24 protein-coding genes are annotated in these 19,991 nt (G+C 61.6%); 13 read left to right on the forward strand and 11 right to left on the reverse strand.

Annotated elements, in window-relative coordinates:
• Positions 1-53 precede the first annotated feature (53 nt).
• The 4 genes from BGO16_RS07210 to BGO16_RS07225 all read right to left on the reverse strand — a co-directional run bounded on the left by BGO16_RS07210 (position 54) and on the right by BGO16_RS07225 (position 2,824).
• Entirely contained in the window at positions 54-998 is a 945-nt protein-coding gene (locus BGO16_RS07210) for an FAD-binding protein (RefSeq protein WP_292617936.1), read from the reverse strand.
• Positions 998-1,747: an electron transfer flavoprotein subunit beta/FixA family protein gene (locus tag BGO16_RS07215; protein WP_292617937.1), complete on the reverse strand. Its 750-nt coding sequence runs from the start codon at positions 1,745-1,747 to the stop codon at positions 998-1,000. Before BGO16_RS07215 ends, BGO16_RS07210 begins: the two co-directional genes overlap by 1 nt.
• Before the next feature lie 279 nt (positions 1,748-2,026).
• Positions 2,027-2,599 carry a cob(I)yrinic acid a,c-diamide adenosyltransferase gene (locus BGO16_RS07220; RefSeq protein ID WP_292617938.1) on the reverse strand — a complete coding sequence of 191 codons (573 nt, stop codon included), beginning with the start codon at positions 2,597-2,599 and terminating at the stop codon, positions 2,027-2,029.
• Positions 2,600-2,629: 30 nt separating this feature from the next.
• Positions 2,630-2,824, reverse strand: coding sequence for a twin transmembrane helix small protein (locus BGO16_RS07225; protein ID WP_292617939.1), 195 nt, complete (start codon positions 2,822-2,824; stop codon positions 2,630-2,632).
• Between the two features lie 144 nt (positions 2,825-2,968).
• On the opposite strand from BGO16_RS07225, the gene BGO16_RS07230 reads away from it, so the two are divergent.
• The gene (locus BGO16_RS07230; RefSeq protein WP_292617940.1) at positions 2,969-3,862 is read left to right on the forward strand and encodes a YihY/virulence factor BrkB family protein; all 894 of its coding nucleotides are present in this window, start codon (positions 2,969-2,971) and stop codon (positions 3,860-3,862) included.
• Here BGO16_RS07230 and BGO16_RS07235 read toward each other — a convergent pair.
• Together BGO16_RS07235 and gluQRS are read right to left on the reverse strand one after the other, a co-directional pair.
• Positions 3,789-5,060 (reverse strand): ATP-binding protein, encoded by a 1,272-nt coding sequence (locus BGO16_RS07235; RefSeq protein WP_292617941.1) that lies wholly within the window; start codon positions 5,058-5,060, stop codon positions 3,789-3,791. The genes BGO16_RS07230 and BGO16_RS07235 overlap by 74 nt on opposite strands.
• 100 nt (positions 5,061-5,160) lie before the next feature.
• Positions 5,161-6,033 carry a tRNA glutamyl-Q(34) synthetase GluQRS gene (gene gluQRS, locus BGO16_RS07240; RefSeq protein WP_292617981.1) on the reverse strand — a complete coding sequence of 291 codons (873 nt, stop codon included), beginning with the start codon at positions 6,031-6,033 and terminating at the stop codon, positions 5,161-5,163.
• Between the two features lie 174 nt (positions 6,034-6,207).
• On the opposite strand from gluQRS, the gene BGO16_RS07245 reads away from it, so the two are divergent.
• Together BGO16_RS07245 and BGO16_RS07250 are read left to right on the forward strand one after the other, a co-directional pair.
• A complete protein-coding gene (locus BGO16_RS07245; protein WP_292617942.1) occupies positions 6,208-6,861 on the forward strand; it encodes a DNA-3-methyladenine glycosylase 2 family protein in 654 nt (217 codons plus the stop codon).
• A gap of 241 nt (positions 6,862-7,102) precedes the next feature.
• A complete protein-coding gene (locus BGO16_RS07250) occupies positions 7,103-7,660 on the forward strand; it encodes an HNH endonuclease (protein ID WP_292617943.1) in 558 nt (185 codons plus the stop codon).
• Positions 7,661-7,801: 141 nt separating this feature from the next.
• Here BGO16_RS07250 and BGO16_RS07255 read toward each other — a convergent pair whose 3' ends face one another.
• Positions 7,802-7,984 (reverse strand): hypothetical protein, encoded by a 183-nt coding sequence (locus BGO16_RS07255; protein WP_292617944.1) that lies wholly within the window; start codon positions 7,982-7,984, stop codon positions 7,802-7,804.
• Between the two features lie 13 nt (positions 7,985-7,997).
• Positions 7,998-8,861 (reverse strand): SDR family oxidoreductase, encoded by an 864-nt coding sequence (locus tag BGO16_RS07260; RefSeq protein ID WP_292617945.1) that lies wholly within the window; start codon positions 8,859-8,861, stop codon positions 7,998-8,000.
• Between the two features lie 177 nt (positions 8,862-9,038).
• Here BGO16_RS07260 and BGO16_RS07265 point away from each other — a divergent pair, with 177 nt between their 5' ends.
• A complete protein-coding gene (locus tag BGO16_RS07265) occupies positions 9,039-9,173 on the forward strand; it encodes a hypothetical protein (RefSeq protein ID WP_292617946.1) in 135 nt (44 codons plus the stop codon).
• 9 nt (positions 9,174-9,182) lie between these two features.
• Positions 9,183-9,425: a DUF6496 domain-containing protein gene (locus tag BGO16_RS07270; protein ID WP_292617947.1), complete on the forward strand. Its 243-nt coding sequence runs from the start codon at positions 9,183-9,185 to the stop codon at positions 9,423-9,425.
• 25 nt (positions 9,426-9,450) lie between these two features.
• Here BGO16_RS07270 and BGO16_RS07275 read toward each other — a convergent pair whose 3' ends face one another.
• Complete coding sequence (locus BGO16_RS07275; RefSeq protein WP_292617948.1) at positions 9,451-9,810, reverse strand: hypothetical protein; 360 nt, start codon at positions 9,808-9,810, stop codon at positions 9,451-9,453.
• Between the two features lie 285 nt (positions 9,811-10,095).
• Between BGO16_RS07275 and BGO16_RS07280 the strand changes: the two genes are divergently transcribed.
• The 4 genes from BGO16_RS07280 to BGO16_RS07295 all read left to right on the forward strand — a co-directional run bounded on the left by BGO16_RS07280 (position 10,096) and on the right by BGO16_RS07295 (position 14,758).
• Entirely contained in the window at positions 10,096-10,590 is a 495-nt protein-coding gene (locus BGO16_RS07280) for a (2Fe-2S)-binding protein (RefSeq protein WP_292617982.1), read from the forward strand.
• Complete coding sequence (locus tag BGO16_RS07285; RefSeq protein ID WP_292617949.1) at positions 10,587-11,603, forward strand: xanthine dehydrogenase family protein subunit M; 1,017 nt, start codon at positions 10,587-10,589, stop codon at positions 11,601-11,603. The genes BGO16_RS07280 and BGO16_RS07285 overlap by 4 nt, the downstream gene beginning before the upstream one ends.
• A 164-nt stretch (positions 11,604-11,767) precedes the next feature.
• Entirely contained in the window at positions 11,768-13,975 is a 2,208-nt protein-coding gene (locus BGO16_RS07290) for a xanthine dehydrogenase family protein molybdopterin-binding subunit (RefSeq protein ID WP_292617950.1), read from the forward strand.
• A gap of 60 nt (positions 13,976-14,035) precedes the next feature.
• Entirely contained in the window at positions 14,036-14,758 is a 723-nt protein-coding gene (locus tag BGO16_RS07295; RefSeq protein WP_292617951.1) for a DUF72 domain-containing protein, read from the forward strand.
• Positions 14,759-15,180: 422 nt separating this feature from the next.
• Here the strand turns inward: BGO16_RS07295 and BGO16_RS07300 are convergent, their stop codons facing one another.
• Positions 15,181-15,321: a hypothetical protein gene (locus BGO16_RS07300; protein WP_292617952.1), complete on the reverse strand. Its 141-nt coding sequence runs from the start codon at positions 15,319-15,321 to the stop codon at positions 15,181-15,183.
• Positions 15,322-15,625: 304 nt separating this feature from the next.
• Here BGO16_RS07300 and BGO16_RS07305 point away from each other — a divergent pair, with 304 nt between their 5' ends.
• Positions 15,626-17,512, forward strand: a complete 1,887-nt coding sequence (locus BGO16_RS07305) for a PAS domain S-box protein (RefSeq protein ID WP_292617953.1) — start codon at positions 15,626-15,628, stop codon at positions 17,510-17,512.
• A gap of 174 nt (positions 17,513-17,686) precedes the next feature.
• Positions 17,687-18,658 carry a S1C family serine protease gene (locus BGO16_RS07310; protein WP_292617955.1) on the forward strand — a complete coding sequence of 324 codons (972 nt, stop codon included), beginning with the start codon at positions 17,687-17,689 and terminating at the stop codon, positions 18,656-18,658.
• A gap of 163 nt (positions 18,659-18,821) precedes the next feature.
• On the opposite strand, the gene BGO16_RS07315 is transcribed toward BGO16_RS07310, so the two are convergent.
• Positions 18,822-19,274, reverse strand: a complete 453-nt coding sequence (locus BGO16_RS07315; RefSeq protein WP_292617956.1) for an Rrf2 family transcriptional regulator — start codon at positions 19,272-19,274, stop codon at positions 18,822-18,824.
• A 103-nt stretch (positions 19,275-19,377) separates the two neighbouring features.
• Here BGO16_RS07315 and BGO16_RS07320 point away from each other — a divergent pair, with 103 nt between their 5' ends.
• Both BGO16_RS07320 and BGO16_RS07325 read left to right on the forward strand, forming a co-directional pair.
• Positions 19,378-19,566: a hypothetical protein gene (locus BGO16_RS07320; protein ID WP_292617957.1), complete on the forward strand. Its 189-nt coding sequence runs from the start codon at positions 19,378-19,380 to the stop codon at positions 19,564-19,566.
• A complete protein-coding gene (locus tag BGO16_RS07325; RefSeq protein WP_292617958.1) occupies positions 19,563-19,985 on the forward strand; it encodes a group III truncated hemoglobin in 423 nt (140 codons plus the stop codon). The genes BGO16_RS07320 and BGO16_RS07325 overlap by 4 nt, the downstream gene beginning before the upstream one ends.
• Positions 19,986-19,991 lie beyond the last annotated feature (6 nt).

Below are 19,991 nucleotides of genomic sequence, written 5' to 3' on the forward strand. Positions count from 1 at the left end.
TTCTTGCACAAACACCCGCCGAAGTCCGTCGCCTGGCGAGCATTCTTTAGTCGTCAGCGGCCGAGCTTACCCAGTTCTTCGGTGAGTTCGGGGACCGCCTCATACAAGTCGGCCACCAGGCCGTAATCCGCAACCTGGAAAATCGGAGCATCCGCATCCTTGTTGATCGCGACGATCACCTTGGAGTCCTTCATGCCGGCGAGATGCTGGATCGCTCCGGAAATGCCGATGGCGATGTAAAGCTCCGGCGCCACGACCTTGCCGGTCTGGCCGACCTGCCAATCGTTCGGCGCGAAGCCTGAATCCACCGCCGCCCGCGATGCACCGACGCCGGCGCCGAGCCTGTCCGCCAGCGGCTCGATATACTTGGTGAAGTTGGCGCTGCTCCGCATGCCGCGGCCGCCGGAGACGATGACCCTGGCCGAGGCCAGCTCCGGGCGATTGTTCCTGGCGACACGCTCGCCGACGAAACTCGACAGGCCCGGGTCGGCGGCTGCGGCGACGGCCTCCACCGGAGCGCTACCGCCTTCCCCGGTCGCGGCGAAAGTCGAACTCCGAACCGTGATGACCTTTTTGGCGTCCCTGGACTTGACCGTCTGGATCGCGTTGCCGGCATAGATCGGCCGCTCGAACGTATCGGGCGCGACCACCTTGATGATCTCCGAGATCTGCATCACGTCGAGCAGCGCGGCGACGCGCGGCATCACGTTCTTGAAGCGCGACGTCGCGGGCGCAACGAACGCGTCGTAACCCGGCGCCAGCGAGCGGACCAGCGCGGCGAGCGGCTCGGCGAGATCGTGGGCGTAGGCCGGGGCGTCCGCGAGCAGCACTTTCGCGACCCCGCTCAGTTTCGCGGCCGCCTCGGCGGCACCCCTGGCGTTTTCACCGGCGACAAGCACGTCAACCGGCGCGCCAAGCTGGGCGGCCGCGGTCAGCGCCTTGGTGGTCACATCCTTCAGTGAAGCGTGGTCGTGTTCGGCAAGCAGCAACGTGGTCATCAGATCACCCCGGCTTCGTTCCTGAGCCTGGACACCAGTTCGGCGACGTCCTTGACCTTGACGCCGGCCTTGCGGCCCGGAGGTTCGGTTGTCCTGAGGACTTCGAGGCGCGGTGCGAGATCGACGCCGTACAGTTCGGCGGCCCTCTCCACGATCGGCTTCTTCTTCGCCTTCATGATGTTCGGAAGGCTGGCGTAGCGCGGTTCGTTGAGCCGGAGGTCCGTCGTCACGATCGCCGGCGCCTTGAGGCGGACCGTCTGCAGACCGCCGTCGATTTCGCGCGTCACCTTGAAGTAGGCCCCGTCGACTTCAAGCTTCGACGCGAAGGTCGCCTGCGCCCATCCGAGCAGTCCCGCCAGCATCTGGCCGGTCTGGTTCGAATCGTCGTCGATGGCCTGCTTGCCGAGAATGATCAGACCGGGGCCTTCCTCTTCGACAACGGCCTTGAGAATCTTTGCAACCGCCAACGGTTCGACCGGCGCCTCGGACCGAACCAGGATGCCGCGATCGGCGCCCATCGAAAGGCCGGTGCGGATCGTTTCCGCGGCTTGGGCGGGTCCGATCGACACCAGCACGACTTCGCTCGCCTTGCCGGCCTCTTGAAGGCGCAGGGCTTCCTCGATCGCGATCTCATCGAACGGATTCATCGACATCTTGGCTTTGGCAATGTCAACGCCAGAGCCGTCGCTTTTGACCCGGATCTGCACGTTGAAATCGACAACCCGCTTGACCGGCACCAGAATCTTCATCGCCCCTCTCTCGAACCGAGCTTTGGCTGGATCAACTAGAGCATTTTCCGGCGAAGTGGATACCGGTTCGCCGCGAAAAAATGCGACCAGACAATAATTTCTGGAGCATGGTCCGATGCAACTTGATCGGATCATGCTCCAGAAATGTGTGCTTCGGCGCGGAACCTAAAGGTCCCGTTTCCGGTGGTCAACGCGCGACGGGCAAAAATCGCAGTCCTGATAGCGTTTTCGAGCGAAGCGCCGACCTGGGATCGGCCTGATCCGCGTCACGACAACGTGTCACCTGTTTTGTCCGGGGACCCAGAGCACATCACGCGCGCCCTTGTCATTCATAAACCGGCTGGCCACGAACAGAAAATCCGACAACCGATTCATGTATTGGACCGCGGCATCGTTGACCGGCTCACCCGGCCGCGACGCGAGTTCCACCATCATGCGCTCCGCGCGGCGGCAGATGGTTCGCGCCAAGTGCAGATATGCCGCGGCGGGCGTCCCTCCCGGTAGCACGAACGATGTCAGCTCAGACAGACCGGTGTTGAGTCTGTCGATATCATTTTCCAGACGCACCACCTGGCTGGATAATACACGCAACCGTTCGGCTTTGCCTTCGCGCTGGGGCACTGCTAGGTCGGCGCCGAGGTCGAAGAGATCGTTCTGGATGCGGCCCAGCATCCCGTCCAGATCAGGCGCGCCGGAAAGATGAAGCCGTACCACGCCGATGGCGGCGTTGGTTTCATCGACGGTTCCGTAGGCGCCGACGCGGAGATCGTATTTCGGGCGGCGCTCCCCGGTGCCGAGCGCGGTGGTGCCGTCATCGCCGGTACGCGTATAGATGCGGTTGAGAACGACCATCAATCCTGCCCGTGCCGGGCTATCAATCCGTCACTGTCCCATCATCCAGATCGTCACCATGGTGATGACAATCGCAACGAACTGCAGGAAAACCCGCATCCGCATCAGTTTCTGCGAGCGGTTGGGACTACCGCCGCGCATCATATTGACCAAGCCCATCAACAATACGGCGGCGACCGAGGCCACCGCGACGGGGACCAAAACCATGCTCAGGAATATCGTCATGGGTCATACATAACACCGCAGCCACGGCTGCGCCATGACCTCGCGAAGAATTCGACCCCACGCAACGATCTGGCCTTTTATGTATTGATATCAGATAGTAACCGGTGTCGGCGAAGCGCCCTCCGACCTTGACCGGGGTAAAACGTGAGACAAATCCGCTACGCCTACCGGATCGGAACGGACGCCTTCTACACGTTCCTTGCCGACGATGGCTGGGCGATCGCAAGCCATATCGCGCTGTCCACACTGATGGCGCTATTCCCGTTTCTGATCGTTCTGACGTCGCTGGCGGGCTTCTTCGGGTCCAAGGAGCTTGCAGACCAGGCGGCCGAACTGATGCTCCAGATCTGGCCGGACCAGGTCGCCAAGGCGTTGTCCGGCGAAATCCACGACGTGCTGACGACGACGCGAGGCGACGCGCTGACCGTCGGCGCCGTGCTGGCGGTCTATTTCGCATCGAACGGCGTCGAGAGCCTGAGGGTGGCGCTCAACCGCGCCTATGCGGTGATCGAGCAGCGCCGTTGGTACTGGCTGCGGCTGGAATCGATCGGCTATACACTGGTTGCCGCGGTGACGGCGCTGGCGATGGCGTTCCTGATCGTGCTCGGCCCGCTGATCATCGCTGCTGCGAGGCGTCACATCCCGCTGATCGTCGAATCGAACGAAAGCCTGCTCAACATCGCCCGCTACGGCATCACCGTGCTTGCGATGTTCATCGCGCTCGTGATCCTGCACGCGTGGCTGCCGGCGGGCCGGCGATCCTTCCTTCAGATCATCCCCGGCATCATTTTCACCATGCTGGCGTCGCTGGTCTCGGGCGTCGGCTTCGGTCTTTACCTTGCCCGCTTCGCCTACAACTACGTGACGATGTATGCGGGCCTGGCCTCGGTCGTCATCGCGCTGGTGTTTCTCTACTTCATCGCCGCGATCTTCGTGTTCGGCGGCGAATTGAACGCGGCCATCATCAAGTCACGGCTGCCGCGCGGCGTTTCGCTTCAAGCAGCGCAGTCGCTAAAGCGCGGGGAGAAACCGGTTTGACGAGGAACGCATCGCCGCCGGCCGCGCGCGATGCCGCCTCGTCGTCGCTTCTGCCGGAGACGCCGATGATGGCGACACGTCCCGACGGCGCAGCAAGAGCCCGGATCCGCCTGATCGACTCGATCCCGCTGATGCCGGGCAGCACCATATCCATCAGCACCGCGTCAAAGCCCCCTTGAGCGATGCGCCCGACGGCATCCTCCCCTCGCCCGACGAACTCGGCCTGATGGCCAAGCTCGGTGAGAATCGCGTTGAGCACGACGCGGCCGAACGGATTGTCCTCGACGCTGAGAACCCGCAGTCCGTCCGAAAAAGCCGATGCCGCATCGAGGTCGTCGCCAGGGGCTGTCACCGGCCCCGCGGCCGACGCCAGCAGCACGGTGAGGGTGAAGGTGGTGCCGCCGCCGCGCCGCTGCGCCACAGTGACGTCCCCGCCCATCGCGCGCGCCAGTTGCTTCACCGAGGACAGCCCGAGGCCGGCGCCGCCAAAGCGCGACGCAATCGAGACGTTGGCCTGCGAGAAGGGGCGGAACAACCGCTTGATCTCGGCGAGCGACACGCCGATGCCGCTATCGGAGACCGCAAAGGTGACGCCGATTTTTCCTTTCGGACGCGGCGACGCCGTGGCCAGAAGCACGACATCGCCCCGCTCCGTGAACTTGACGGCATTGTCGATCAGATTCTCCAGCGCCGCGCGCAGGCGAACGGGATCGCCGGTCACGAACGCCGGCAGTTCATCGGAAATTTCGACCGCCGAACGCAAGCCCCTGGCGGTGGCGCGGCCGGCGAGCGAATCCCCGGCGTTGCGCGCCAGCGCGCGCAGATCGAAGAAGTCCTGCCGCCCGCCCGGCGCGGACTGACGGCTTCGCGCCGCATCGACGAAGAGCGTCGCCAGACTGGCGAGATGATCGGCGCCGGCCTTGATGGTCTCGACCCAGCGCCGTTCGCGCTCACCGAGATCGGAGGTGGCGAGCAGGTCGCTGACGGCGAGGATTCCGGTGAGCGGGGTGCGTACTTCATGCGCGAACGCCGCCAGCGCGGTCTCGACGATGCCGGACGACGACTGCGCCGGCCGTCGCCTGACCTTCGCCGGCTCTGCAGCCTTCTTCGAACCGTGCGTTTTTGCCGGTCGCTTTTTAGGCTTGTGCGGCTTTTTCGGCTTATGCGGCTTGCGCGAGGCACGCGATGTCGGCGCCATGATGTCCTTCCCCCAACCCGCGCCAGCATGCCACGGCCCGGGCGCAGGAGTCACGCGGGCGGGTGTTGAACCCAAGCAAGCATTGCGGCATGCGGCAATTTCAGGGCAGGCCGATCAGTCTCCTGACTTCCCCGGCCGTCATCCCCCGGACGCGCAATTCCCGCAAGCCCGTCGCCGCCGATGACTTCGACAGCTTCTTGCCGGCCCCGTCCCGGATCAGATCATGGTGGCGATAGACCGGTCGCGGCAGGTCGAGGAGCGCTTGCAGCAGCCGGTGCACGGCCGTCGACCAGAACAGGTCCTGCCCGCGCACGACGTTGGTGACGCCTTGCAGGGCGTCGTCGACCACCACCGACAAATGATAGCTGGTCGGCGTATCCTTGCGCGCCAGAATGACATCGCCCCAGGCTTCCGGCCGCGCGACGACCTCGCCGGTCTCGCCGCCGGGACCGGAGCCCCGCTCGGTCCATGTAAGATTTCCCGCGAGCCTGCACGCCGCGTCCATGTCCAGCCGCAGCGCGAAGGGTGCACCGGATCGCAACCGCCGTTGCCGTTCACTGGCGGGAAGCGACTTTGCCGCGCCCGGATAGAGCGGCGCGCCGTCAGGATCGCGCAGCCAGATCCCCTCCGCCTCGCGTGCCTTCACCAGGGCCGCAATCTCGGCGCGACTCTCGAAACTCGGATAGAGCAACCCAAGCGCGGCCAGCCGGTCGAGCGCCGCGCGATAATCGGCAAGATGGTCCGACTGCCGCCGCACCGGCGTCTCCCAGGTTATCCCGAGCCAGCCGAGGTCTTCATAGATCGCCGCTTCGAATTCGGAGCGGCAGCGGGTCGCGTCGATGTCCTCGATCCGCAGCAGGAAACGTCCCCTGCTCCGCCGCGCGGCGTCGTAATTCAGCAGCGCCGAAAAGGCGTGCCCGAGATGCAGCAATCCGTTCGGCGATGGCGCAAAACGGAAAACGGGTGGCGGCATGACTTGGTGTTCCGTCATGGCCGGGCTTGTCCCGGCCATCCACGTCTTCGTACAATACGGAACGGACACGAAGGCAGATCAGCCACAAAAATTCCGGACCGCTCGAGGAGTGGATATGTTGCAAGACGTGGAGGGCGGGACAAGCCCGGCCATGTCGCGCTGTTTAAATGAACAATGACCGTCCACTTGCAAACCCAGTCCGACCTCGACGACGCCATCCGTGCGCTGGTGAAGCAGGACCCGCGATTGAAGCCAATCCTGGACCGCACCGGCCTGCCCGCCCTTCGGCGGCGCCAGCCGGGCTTCGAAGGTCTCGCCGCGATCATCTGCGGCCAGCAACTGTCCACTGCAAGCGCCGGAGCGATCTGGGGGCGGCTCAGCGCGGCGTTCACGCCTTTCGATCACGACGCGATCCGTAAAGCCCGCAATGACCGTCTCGGCCAGCTGGGGCTGTCGGCGGCGAAGATCGCCACGCTGAAACTTCTTGCCAGCGAGATCGCGGCGGGACGCCTCAACCTCGACGTGCTGGCCGAGGAGAATGCCGACGCCGCCCATGCCACGCTGGTCCGGCATCGCGGCATCGGACCTTGGACCGCCGACGTTTACCTGCTGTTCTGCCTCGGCCATGGCGATGCCTGGCCCGCCGGCGACGTCGCGCTTCAGGAAGCGATCAAAATCGGCCTCGGCCTGACGGCGCGACCTACGCCGCAGCAGATGGTCCCGCTCGGAGAACCGTGGCGACCCCTGCGCGGCGCCGCGGCGCATCTATGGTGGGCCTATTACAAGGTCATCAAGAGCCGCGAGGGCGTGGGTGCCGGGTCGAAGTGAGCCGGCCCGCCGCAGGACCGCAACCGTGGCCCGCCCGAAATGCCGGGCTTGTGCTCTTCACAATCCCGCCACGCTGCCTGTAGTATGCCGGCGCTGGCCGCCTCGGAGCCGAAGCGGCCTGACATTCAACTCGGGTGCGCTCGGCGAAACCGTTTGCGATCAGGGCGAGCGCGGTCATAACAGGATATTGGATGCATTTCCCGGTGTTCACCTGACCGGAAAAATGCTCTGGAGGCGCTGCTTGAACGCGCATGTCTCGCAAGGCGGCTGGCCGGTGCTGGTCCTGAACGCGGACTTTCGGCCGCTGAGTTACTATCCGCTGTCTCTCTGGTCGTGGCAGGACGCGATCAAGGCAGTGTTCCTCGATCGCGTCAACATCGTCGAACACTACGACCGCGCAGTGCGCAGCCCCTCGTTCGAAATTCAGCTTCCGAGCGTGGTGTCACTGAAATCCTTCGTCAAGCCGTCCATCCATCCCGCCTTCACCCGGTTCAACGTGTTCCTGCGCGACCGCTTCCATTGCCAATATTGCGGCGCGCCCGAGGATCTCACCTTCGACCACATCATTCCGCGCTCCAAAGGCGGCCAGACCACGTGGGAGAACGTCGTCGCCGCGTGCTCGCCTTGCAATCTGCGAAAAGGAAGCCTGACGCCGCACCAAGCGGGAATGTTTCCCCGCCAGGCTCCGTTCGCACCGACCGTGCATCAGTTGCATCGCAACGGCAGGCTGTTTCCGCCGAACTACCTGCACGAGAGCTGGCTGGACTATCTCTATTGGGACACCGAACTCGATCCATAGGCCTGCGCCGGAGTTTCTGTTAGGCGCAAGTCCTTCGAATTTCAGCGATGTCTCTCACTTCTCTTCTTTTTCGCCGCTGACGCTCTCGCATCAACCTCGCCAGGTTTCGCGATCGTACCAATCGTCGGTGGGGCTAAACACCTAAGCTGTATGGCCGGGATCAATATTCTTCGGAGTGTTCTTCTCCTGCTGCGGCACCATCCGCGCCGGGTCTTGCTGACCGGGAACTCCTCTCGGGCCGAACTTTTCCCGTTGAATATCATCCTCGCTCAGACGCGGCTTCCCATCGTCCAGTTGTCCGCTTCCCTTGTGACTTGTACTCATCGCTCGACACTCCTCAAAGAAAGGGCCGACCGCCGGTCACCGCGACCGTGGCACCCGAAACGTAGCTGGAGAGAGGATCGGCGAGCATGACATACGCCGTCGCAAGTTCCGCTGGCTGCCCTGCGCGTTTCATCGGCGTGTTCTTGCCGAAATTCTTCACCGCCTCCGGCGGCATCGTCGACGGAATCAACGGCGTCCAGATCGGCCCCGGTGCGACCGCATTGACCCGAATGCCCTTCTCAGCAAGCAATTGCGCAAGTCCGGCTGTAAAATTATGGATCGCCCCCTTGGTGGTCGCATAGGGAAGCAGCGTCGGATTGGGATCATCAGAGTTGATGGAGGCGGTGTTGATGATCGACGCGCCGGGTTTCATATGCGGGACGGCGGCCTTCGTCAGATAGAACATCGCATGGATGTTGACCCTGAAGGTCAGATCCCACTCCTGATCAGTGATATCCTGAAGGTCTTCGAACGTCGCCTGATGCGCGGCATTGTTGACGAGGATATCGATCCCGCCAAGCTCTGAGACAGCCCGCTCGATGATTGCCTGACAGTGCGCCGCATGCTGGATGTCGCCCCGGACCAATACCGCTTTCCGTTTTGCTTCTTCGACGAGTCTGGCGGTCTCGCGCGCGTCCTCGTCCTCATCGAGATAGGCAAGCAAGACATCGGCCCCTTCTCTGGCATAGGCGATCGCAACCGCGCGACCGATACCGCTATCGCCGCCCGTGATGACTGCTCGCTTTCCTGCAAGCCGGCCAGAACCTTCGTAAGTCGTCTCTCCATGATCCGGCGCCGGATTCATGCTTGAAGTATGGCCCGGCATTGACTGCTGTTGAGCCGGATAAGGCGGAGCGGGATAGGTGGTTTGCAGCATTGCAGCTCTCCGATTTCTCAGAATGAAGAAATCTTGTCCCGGCTTATCGTTCCCTGCGTGCGTTCCACGGCCCTTGAGTGCAATCGATCTCGTTACAGGGTCATCATAGAATGCTTTGTGCAGTTCGTCGGATAAAGCACACGATGCCCGCCTCGCTACGACCCTTTGAACAGCGTTATGACTGCCCAGATCGAACCGGCCGAAGCAAGCGAGGTGATGGAGGTCTGGTCTCTCTCACCAAACACCGCAATTCCCTGGCGCTGGAACCCTGAACCGAACCGCGAGTTGCAGATGGGCAACGAAACGACCTGAGGACTTCCCATGGCGAGGAAAGCGAAAAAGGCCACCAAGCGCCGCTATTCGAAAAGCTCAGGAAGCGATGTCGAGAAAGAGGTGCGCCGCTACAAAAAAGGGACCGCCAAAAGCGGGCCAGGCGGCAAGGGCGGTAAGGTGAAAAGTCGCAAGCAAGCAATCGCTATCGGCCTGTCAAAGGCCCGAAAAAAGGGAAAGAAAGTACCCAAGAAGGCGGCATCCAAGAAGAAGGCTTCAAAGAAGAAGTCGTGATCTGATGCTGCACGCTGTTAGCGAGCTAACCAGTATTGGTCTTTTTTCGACGCGCAAAAGCGTCAGTTGACGCCTTGCCGGGATCTTGCTCATTCTCCTCGCGCCGCTTCGGGGGCTCGTTTGTTCGCTTCATTGAATCCGCGCCGGATGGTTCCGGCATCACCTTTGCCGGGGAACGCTCGGCGGATTTTCCGTTGTCCGAAGTCGTCAGCGCATCCATCAGTCCGTGTAGCGATGGCGGTGCGGCGCCCGACCCGATTTCAGCCATATGGCTGTAAGCATCCGCCATCCGGTTCAACCGGTCACGGACTTTCGGATCCTTTTCCCGTTTCGCAAGTTCGTGCAGGTCATCCGCCTGGCGGGTCAGTTCCTTAATTTCGACCATGGCCCACCTCTCAGGTACACCTCTGACTAACGTGACTAACGTCGGGGATCATGGAGCGGTTGCTTCGATTGGTAGATTTGGACCGTGACGTCGGGAACATAAGTTGGTCTCTCCGGCCACCGTTTGTAATGCATTGGCGATGTCGATACCGCCGCGCCCCTTAACGCCGAAACGTCGCGAAGGAACACCCGGGGCCGCACCGAATTGAAGTTATCGCACCTTTTGAAGTTATCGCATCCTCGGAGAATGCATATGGCAGCCTCTCATGCTCCTCCGGCGACGGCCATGGCGTCAGGTCGGAGCGCATCGCCCATGCAGAAGGTTTCCGTTGCACTGCTTATCAACGGCGACAGGACGCAACTGGAGATCGCACCCTGGACGACGCTGCTGGACGCGTTGCGCGACCGGTTGCATCTTACAGGCACGAAGAAGGGTTGCGACCATGGTCAGTGCGGCGCCTGCACTGTGTTGCTGAACGGGCGACCGATCAATGCCTGCCTCACGCTCGCGGTGATGCATGATGGCGCTGAAATCACCACGGTCGAGGGTCTTGCTCGTGATGGGGTCCTCCATCCGGTGCAGCAGGCCTTTATCGATCACGACGCCTTTCAGTGCGGCTACTGCACGTCGGGACAGATCTGCTCGGCGGTTGCTCTACTCCGCGAGGGCAGGGCCAGAACGCGTGACGAAATCCGCGAGACAATGAGCGGCAACATCTGCCGCTGCGGCGCCTATCCCAACATTGTGACGGCCATCGAAGAGGCAATGAAGGCGACATGAACAGCTTTCAGTATTCGCGGGCACAGGACATCGCCGACGCCGTGAGACAGTCCGCCGCCGACAGTTCGGCCAGGTTTATCGCCGGCGGCACCAACCTCGTCGACCTGATGAAATACGACGTCGAGCGGCCGACCCGACTGATCGATATTTCTCATCTGCCGCTGCGAGCGGTGGAAGAGACGTCGAACGGAGGACTTCGCATCGGCGCACTGGTGCTGAATTCGGATCTCGCATGGCACCCACAGGTAAAAGATCGTTATCCGCTCCTGTCGAGCGCCATTCTCGCGGGTGCTTCGACGCAGCTACGCAACATGGCGTCGACGGGCGGTAATCTGTTGCAGCGAACGCGTTGCCTGTACTTCTATGACGTCGCGACGCCGTGCAACAAACGCAAGCCGGGCAGCGGATGCTCGGCCATCGGCGGCGTCAACCGGATCAATGCCATCCTCGGAACCAGCGAGGCTTGCATTGCAACCCATCCGTCCGACATGTGCGTCGCGCTGGCGGCGCTCGATGCTACTGTTCATGTCACAGGCCCTCACGGTGTACGCACGATCCCGATGGCGGATTTCCATCGCCTGCCCGGCGATACGCCGGAGCGCGACACAAATCTCGAATCCGGAGAGATCGTTACCGCGGTCGAGCTTCCCGCGCACGGCTTCCGCACCAACTATACCTATCTGAAAATCCGCGATCGGCTGTCATATGCCTTCGCGCTGGTCTCTGTCGCAGCCGCGCTTGAGATCGATAATGGCGCCATTCGCCAGGCGCGACTGGCGCTCGGCGGGGTCGCCCACAAGCCCTGGCGCGATCCGGAGGCCGAGGCAGTTTTGGCGGGACAACCCGTCGAGCAGGATACGTTCGCCAGGGCGGCGAAGGTCATCCTGCGTGATGCAAAGGGATACGGCCATAACGATTTCAAGATTGATCTCGCGCAGCGGACCATCATTCGCGCGCTGAATCAGGCTGCGCAAGGCACGCCGCAATCCCAATCGGACAAGAGAATCGCGTGAGCGAAAACACAATACATCCGGAGTGGAAGGCATGCGGATCGCCAGAACTCGATCGCCGCACCCTGCTCCGGGGTGCCGCCGCATTCGGCATTCTCGGAAGCGGAACATCGCCCAGGGCCGCAATCGCCGAAACGATTGAGCCGATCAGACAAGCGAGTGCATCGATGACCAACTATATCGGTACGGCAACATCCCGCGTCGACGGACGGGACAAAGTCACCGGTGTCGCGCGCTATGCGGCGGAATTCGGCGCACCCGATCTTGTCCACGCCAGCATCGTGACTTCTCCAATCGCAAAAGGTCATATCAAGCGGATCGACAGGGCCCGCGCAATGGACGTTGAAGGCGTCATCGCCGTGCTCACGCACCAAGATCGTCCGGCGATGGCCGATAGCGACAAAGCCTACAAGGACGACGTTGCGCCGGAGGAAGGCTCCCCGTTCCGACCGTTGTATGACGACCGTATCCAGTTCAGCGGCCAGCCGGTCGCGCTGGTGCTGGCCGAGGATTCTGAAACCGCCAGCTACGCCGCGTCCCTCATCGATATCACCTATGACGAGGAGCCGCATGTCACCGACTTCGCTCGAGCGCGCGACAAGGCCGTTGCACTCGATGCACCTGCGAAGCCACGGGGCGATGCGGCGAGCGCCTTCGCGACGTCCGATGTCCGGCATCACGCCGACTATTTTGTCCCCATCGAGCACCACAATCCGATGGAGCTGTTTGCCTCCACCGCCATCTGGAACGATGGAAAGCTGACCGTCTACGACAAGACCCAGGGTGTGCAGAACGTTCATGGCTATCTGTGCCGCGTATTCGAATGCGATCCCGACGATATCCGCGTCGTGTCGCCTTTTGTCGGCGGCGCGTTCGGATCGGGCTTGCGCCCCGCCTATCAGGCGGCTCTCGCCGTGCTGGCCGCCCGGGCGGTCCATCGCTCGGTGCGGCTCGTGCTGACGCGTCAACAGATGTACGCACTCGGCTACCGGCCGGCGATGATCCAGCGCATCCAGCTCGGGGCAACGGCGGATGGCGCCCTGAATGCGATTGCCCACGACGCGGTGACTTCGACATCCCGATATGAGGACTTTCATCGGAACGAGACGACCTGGTCGAGCCTGCTCTACAAGAGCGAAACGGCCAGCTACCAGCACAAACTCGCCCACCTCGATCTTGCCACCAGTTGCGACATGCGGGCGCCAAGCGCCGCGACCGGCGTCTATGCGCTGGAAGCAGCGATGGATGAATTGGCGGTTGCGCTCGGGATGGACCCGGTCGAACTCCGGCTGACATGCTATTCCGATCGAGATCAACGCACCGGGCTGCCCTTCAGCAGCAAGAACCTGCGTGAATGCTACCGCCGGGGTGCGGAGGCTTTCGGCTGGGACCGACGTAGCGGAGCGCCGCGCTCAATGCGGGAAGGCCGGGAGTTGATCGGCTGGGGCATGGCGACCGGCGTGTGGGAAGCCTTACAAATGCCGATCACCGTCCGCATCGCTCTTACATCGAACGGCCATGCCGAAGTGTCATGCGCTACCGCCGACATCGGCACCGGAACCTACACGATCATGACGCAAGTGGCCGCCGACGTGCTCGGCCTTCCGATCGAGGCGATCTCGATCAAGCTCGGCGATTCCACGCTCCCGCAGTCGCCGGTGGAAGGTGGATCGTGGATGGCGGCCTCGGTCTCGAATGGGATTGTCACCACCGGCAAGGCGATCCGGGACGACCTTCTGAAACTGGCGCAACATATCCCCGGCTCGCCGTTCAAAGGCTTGAGCAACGACGAGGTGATGCTTGTCGACGGCGCAATCACATCGCGCGCCAATAGGCGGGACGCCATTGCGATCGCCGACGTGGTGCGTGCGGCATCGATCGACCGGATTGAACGCAAAGAGCAGACCACCTTCGCCAAGGACAAGGCCCACGCGCACAATACCCACTCGGCGATCTTTGCGGAAGTGAGGGTCGATGAGGACATCGGCGTGATCCGCGTCGCCCGTATCGTCAGCGCCGTGGCGGCAGGACGCATCCTAAACCCCAAGACCGCCCGCAGCCAGATCATGGGCGGAATGGTATGGGGCATCGGCATGGCCTTGCATGAGGAAACGCTGATCGACCATCGCCTGGGGCGGATCATGAATGCCAATATCGCCGAGTATCATGTCCCGGTGAATGCCGACGTTCACGACATCGATGTGATCTTCGTCGACGAGCAGGACGACTTCGTCAACCCGATGGGAATCAAAGGGCTTGGAGAGATCGGCATCGTCGGCGTCGCAGCCGCGATTGCCAATGCCGTTTATCACGCAACCGGCGTGCGCGTGCGCGATCTTCCGATCACGCTCGACAAACTGACACGAACAGCCTGAGCCGCCGGCCTCTTCCGGGGAGATTGATCGGTCCCGAGACCGAATAGCAGGAACATCGCGATGGCGAGGATTCGCATCGGTACGTCAGGCTGGCACTACACATCGTGGCGCGGCGCCTTCTTTCCCTCCGGATTGATGGTGAAACACCAGCTTTCCTACTATGCCTCCCAATTTGGAACGGCCGAACTCAACGGCGTGTTCTACCGAACACCTTCAACGCAGACGGTGGAATCCTGGCATGATCTGACCGGATATGATTTTGTCTTTGCCTGGAAGGCCTCCCGCTTCATCACCCATTGGAAGCGTCTGTCGGATGCCTCGGCGGACAGCGTGAAGCTCCTTGAGCAACGCCTTTCCCTGCTGGGTGGAAAAGCCGGGCCCGTGCTATTCCAACTCCCTCCAAATATGAAAGCGGATCAGGAACGATTGGCGCGATTCCTCAAACTCCTTCGCAGGAAACGACGATATACATTCGAATTTCGTCACCCGAGCTGGTATGCGCCGGAGACCATGCGGCTGCTGGCCGATCGCAATATCGCGCTTTGCATTTCCGATCATCATGACGCGCCATCGCCGTGGGAGCGCACGGCCGATTTCCTCTATGTTCGCGGGCATGGGCCTGAAGGACGCTACAAGGATCACTACAGCCAGCAAACGTTGCGCGACTGGGCCGCCAGCTTCCTGACATGGAAGCGGAGTGGCTTCGATGTCTATGCTTACTTCGACAACGATCAGAAAAGCGCGGCTCCCGCCGATGCGCTTCATCTGAAACAACAATTATGACGATCGCACGTCTCCCACCGCGATCCTGCTTCTTGTCTGCCAGCCCACCTTCACATGATCACAGCCGGTCCCGAAGCCCCGAGATACCATCCTTGGATGCGCAGTGGTCACAACAATAGAACACGCCCTCTTGCTCCAGGCCATGTCCCACTATTCGTGTCCCGCAATGCTTGCATGCTGGCGCTAGTGCGTGAATCGCGCATTCAAAGCTGTCGAACGTATGGGTCTGGCCATTCATAGTGACCTGAAAGGCCTTGTCATAGTCATTGCCGCAAGTTTCGCATGTCGTCATCTAAATCTCCTCAGGAAAGCATGGACGGAGCTTCCGCTGCTCCCGGCAACATTCGAATCGGAACGTGCGGACCGCCAGCATGTTCCCGAAAATCGGAAAACCTCGGCTTCCCCCCCCCCCCCGCTATCGTTCAGGTCTCCATACCAATGAGAGCAGCGCCGGAATCCATGCACCGCAGTTCGACATTGCTGAGCGCACCGATCGCGGTGAACTGCGCGGCTCGGATGCCGTTCGCCTCAATAAACGTCTTCGGGCAGGCCGTGCACTTCATCGCCAGTTTCGGGGGAATGACCGCAGCGGTTCACTGCCCGTTTGCCATCATTCAAAGTCGAGGGATATCCGGTTTCCGGAGCGCGTGCTTTCGACCCCCCGCGTCCCGATCTCGCAATAGCGAGATCGGCGGCGCTGCGCAGGCGCTCGAGCCATGCAATAACAGCGGCCGCCCGACTGCGTCATGATCGGGCCGATTGATCAGCCAGGGCGCCCGAACTGAAAGCGCCGGCGTCTCGCTTCGTCGTTTCATTCCGACGGTAGTTATGTAAAGCTGCCGCCTCCAATTGAGACGTTTGTCAGCCGTGACCGACCAGGCCGTGACCGACCAGAAGGCGGAAGACCCGGAAAACAACAACGAAGCTTTTCCATTTCACGGAGGTGAAATGGGAAAGCTTATTCGCGCATTCGATTGGTCCACAACCAGCCTGGGCCCGATTTCGAGCTGGCCTGCGCATCTGAAGTCCGTCGTCGGCTTGATGTTACCCGCGAAGGCAGAAATCGTGCTGTTTTGGCACCCCGAACTGGTAGCGTTGTATAACGATGCCTACGCTCCGACCATCGGCGACAAGCATCCAAGGGCGCTGGGACGACCAGCGCGGGAGAACTGGGCCGAACTGTGGAACGATCTTGAACCGTTATTGAGGCGGGTTCTAACAACCGGCGACACGGTGTCGGCGAAGGATCGCCCGTTCTATATCGAGCGACGCGGCTATCCGGAAACCGTTTACTTTGATATTTCCTACTCACCGGTCCACGACCCATCCGGCACCGTCGATGGCGTTCTGTGTATCGTCGAGGAAACAACACAACGGATTGCCGCCGAGAAGGCATTGGCGAGGACAGAAGAACGCCTCTCCTACGCCCTCCACGCTGCCGGCATGATCGGGACGTTCGATACCGACCTCCGAACAGACACCGTCTATTCGGATGCCCGTTTCGCGGCCATGTTCTCCTTGGATCCCCAGAAGGGCGAAAGCGGCGCTCCGCTCGCCGACTATCTCGCGGGTATTCATCCGGATGACGTTGAGCGGGTGAGCCAAGCTATACAGCAAGCGATTGCCACGGGAGAAAAATGTCTCCTGGAATATCGCGTCATAAGCCAGGACAAGACAATCCATTGGCTCGAAGTGCACGGTCAGTGTCTTTACGATGAGGCCGGCGAGCCCTGGCGGATGTCCGGCGTCGCGGTTGATATCAGTGACCGCAAACGAGCCGAGCTGGCGAGCGCGCGCCTCGCTGCCATCGTCGAATCGTCCGGCGATGCGATCGTCAGCAAAAACCTCGATGGCATCATCACCAGTTGGAATGTCGGAGCCGAACGGCTGTTTGGCTACCAGGCTCAAGAAGTTGTCGGCAAACCCATTACCATTCTGATCCCGGACAACCGACAGGACGAAGAACCCGCTATACTGGCGCGACTTCGCAAGGGCGAGCGGGTCGAGCATTTCGAGACAATTCGAAGGCGGAAAGACGGCAGCCTGGTCGAGCTATCCCTGACGATCTCACCGATCAGGGACAATGACGGCCGCATCATCGGCGCTTCGAAAATCGCCCGCGACATCACCGAGCGCAAGGCGGCCGAGCGGATGCATACCACGCTGCTGCGTGAAATGAAGCACCGGCTGAAAAACAACCTTTCGACCGTGCTGGCGATCGCGCGACAGAGTTTTCGCGGCATTGGGGCTGAAAGCGAGGATTTTCGGAAATTCGAGGCGCGTCTGCTTGCGCTGTCGAACGCTCACGATCTGATTACCCGGGAAAATTGGGATAGCGCAGAACTGAAGGATGTCGTGGCGCAAATGCTGACGATGCATGGACGCCAGCGGTTTGAGATCGATGGGCCGGACCTGCGGCTCTCGCCGAAATCCGCGCTGGCTCTCACGCTCGCGCTCCATGAATTGGCGACAAACGCCGCCAAGTATGGCGCGCTTTCGGTCCCCACCGGCAGGGTCATCATCAAGTGGAGCATCAAACACAAAAGCTCTCCCGAGCTTATTTTCCGTTGGCAGGAGCAGGATGGTCCGGAAGTGTCGCCTCCGAGCCGAAGGGGATTCGGTTCGCAGCTGATCGAGCGTGTGCTGGCCATCGAGCTCAAAGGTGAGGTTCGAATTATTTACGATCCAGCCGGAATTATTTGCGAAATCGACGCTCCGCTATCCGCTGAATGGGAGGAGACTCCGCAAATATAGTCGGCATCTGATCGCCGGCCCGGCACATCGGACGCGGGGTGCGGGGCGGTTCCCCAACATGCGGAGCCGATCCCGCCGCTTTCACAGCGAACATTTGAGGTCTAGGATCGTTGTGCAGTGACTTCTGTTCAACAACAGACCGTCGCCCGAATTCGCGTGGAACGGAGAATTCGCATGGCCTCATTGACGGAATGGAAGGTGCCGGCCGCCGCGCAGCCGCGCCGCGACGACTACCAATTCGATCTGGACCGCGCATTGTCCGCCGTGGTCGGACTGCATTCGATCATTCCCCCCGACGCCTTCACCGCACACACCCTCGGCGAGGAGCGCGCGGGCAACGGTGTCGTGATCGACGACGGCCTGGTTCTGACCGTCGGATACCTCATCACCGAAGCTGACAGCGTGTGGCTTCACCTCGCCGACGGCCGCGTGGTGCAGGCGGACGTCCTCGGCGTCGATCGCGAGAGCGGCTTCGGTTTGCTGCAGGCGCTCGGCCGCCTCGACCTCGAACCGCTGGCGCTGGGTTCGTCCGCCGCAACCGCAGCGAATGACAGGGTTGTGGTGGGCGGCGTCGGCGGCAGGACCCGCTCGCTCGCCGGCCGTATCGCCGCCAAGCAGGAATTCGCCGGCTACTGGGAATACCTGATCGACGACGCCATCTTCACCCACCCGGCCCATCCCAACTGGGGCGGAGCCGGGGTGATCTCGGCCGCGGGCGAACTGATCGGGATCGGCTCGCTGCAACTCGAGCGCGAGAACGGCGGCCAGACCGAACATCTCAACATGAGCGTTCCGATCGATCTGCTGAAGCCCGCACTCGACGACCTGCGAAAATCCGGGCGGGTCAACAGGCCGGCCCGCCCCTGGCTCGGCATCTACGCCGCCGAGATCGAAGACAAAGTCGTCACGGTCGGGATTGCGCCGAAGGGACCGGCGGCCCGCGCCGAACTCCGCACCGGCGACGTGATCCTCGCAGTGAAAGGCGACAAGGTGTCGGACCCGGCGCAGTTCTACCGGAAATTATGGGCGCTCGGTCCCGCGGGCGTCGACGTGCCGCTGACGCTTTATCGCGAGGGTGACATCTTCGACGTGGTGGTGGCGTCGATCGACCGCGACCGGATGCTGAAGAAGCCGCGATTCCACTAAAGCGTTTTCAAACGAAGTGGATGCCGGTTGGCGTGAAGCAAGCACATCGGATCAAAATCAGAGGATTCAAAATCAGAGGATTCCGCTTCCGATTCGATCACAAGCGAGGCTCAACGCGTCGCGACGATGACCCTCAGTGCGATGGGATCGGCCTCATCCCGCTTTATTGCGGCGACGCGCCCGGCGGAATGCCGAGCAAACCCGCCAGACGCGCGCGAGGTGCTACGAGGTCGGCGAGCGTATATCCTTCAAGCACCTCCATGAACGCATCACGCGCCCGTTGCAGCGCGCGCTTGAGCACGCAACTCGGGTTGATCGTGCAAGGCACGTTGGTCGGCTTCAAGCACGACACGATCGCCATGTCCGGCTCCGTGGTGCGAATAACCTCGGCAAGGCTGATCGCCTCGACCGGCCTGGCGAGGCGCAACCCGCCGCCCCGGCCGCGCACCGTCTCGATGTATCCGGCCACGCCGAGCTGATGGACCACCTTCATCAGGTGAGCCTCGGAAATATCGTAGCTTTCGGCGATCGCGGCGATAGTCGACAGCCCGTCGGACTTGAGCGCGAGGTACATCAGCACCCGCAATGCGTAATCCGAATAGGTGGTGAGGCGCATGCATGTCTCCCGAAAGAGCGGTCACGCAAAAGCTATATTTTAAATATTGCTTTTAGGCAACCACGGATGTATAGCGGTGACCATCCTTTGAACGGAGGGCTCCATGAGTTCGGGTCACGCCACAATCAGCGATAGCATCGCAAAGCCTTTTCTGCTGCCGGGAACCGTTGTCTGCAACGTTCTCGGAATCCACGGCAAGAACCCGGGCGATTATTCCAACCTGGTCCGCATGTTGATCAATTCGTTGATCTGGACTGTGGCCGGGGTCATCGTTATGGCTTTTCTCGCATGAACAGCGCACCGCAAAAAATGGATCATGTGTCAGAGGACGGCATCGTCCAACTGGTCGACGCCTTTTATACGAAGGTGCGCGCCGATCCGGAGCTGGGGCCGATCTTCGAAAACAAGATCAGGGACAACTGGCCCCATCATCTGGAGAAGATGTACGCGTTCTGGTCGTCGGTGATGCTGACTACCGGCCGCTACAAGGGTAATCCCATGATGAAACACATGGTAATCCCTGGCCTGAGGCCGGAGCTGTTCACCCAGTGGCTCGCGCTGTTCGACGAGACCTGCCGCGAGTTGTGCGAAGATCCGATCCGCGCCGCTTTCATGGAAAAGGCCGAACGCATCGCCGAGAGCCTGAAAATCGCGGTATTCTACCGGCCCGACCGGCCGTGGCCGCCGCAGGCGTCGGCCGGCCTGACCTGACGCCGC

The sequence above is a fragment of the Nitrobacter sp. 62-23 genome (genome assembly GCF_001897285.1).
Classification (GTDB): domain Bacteria; phylum Pseudomonadota; class Alphaproteobacteria; order Rhizobiales; family Xanthobacteraceae; genus Nitrobacter.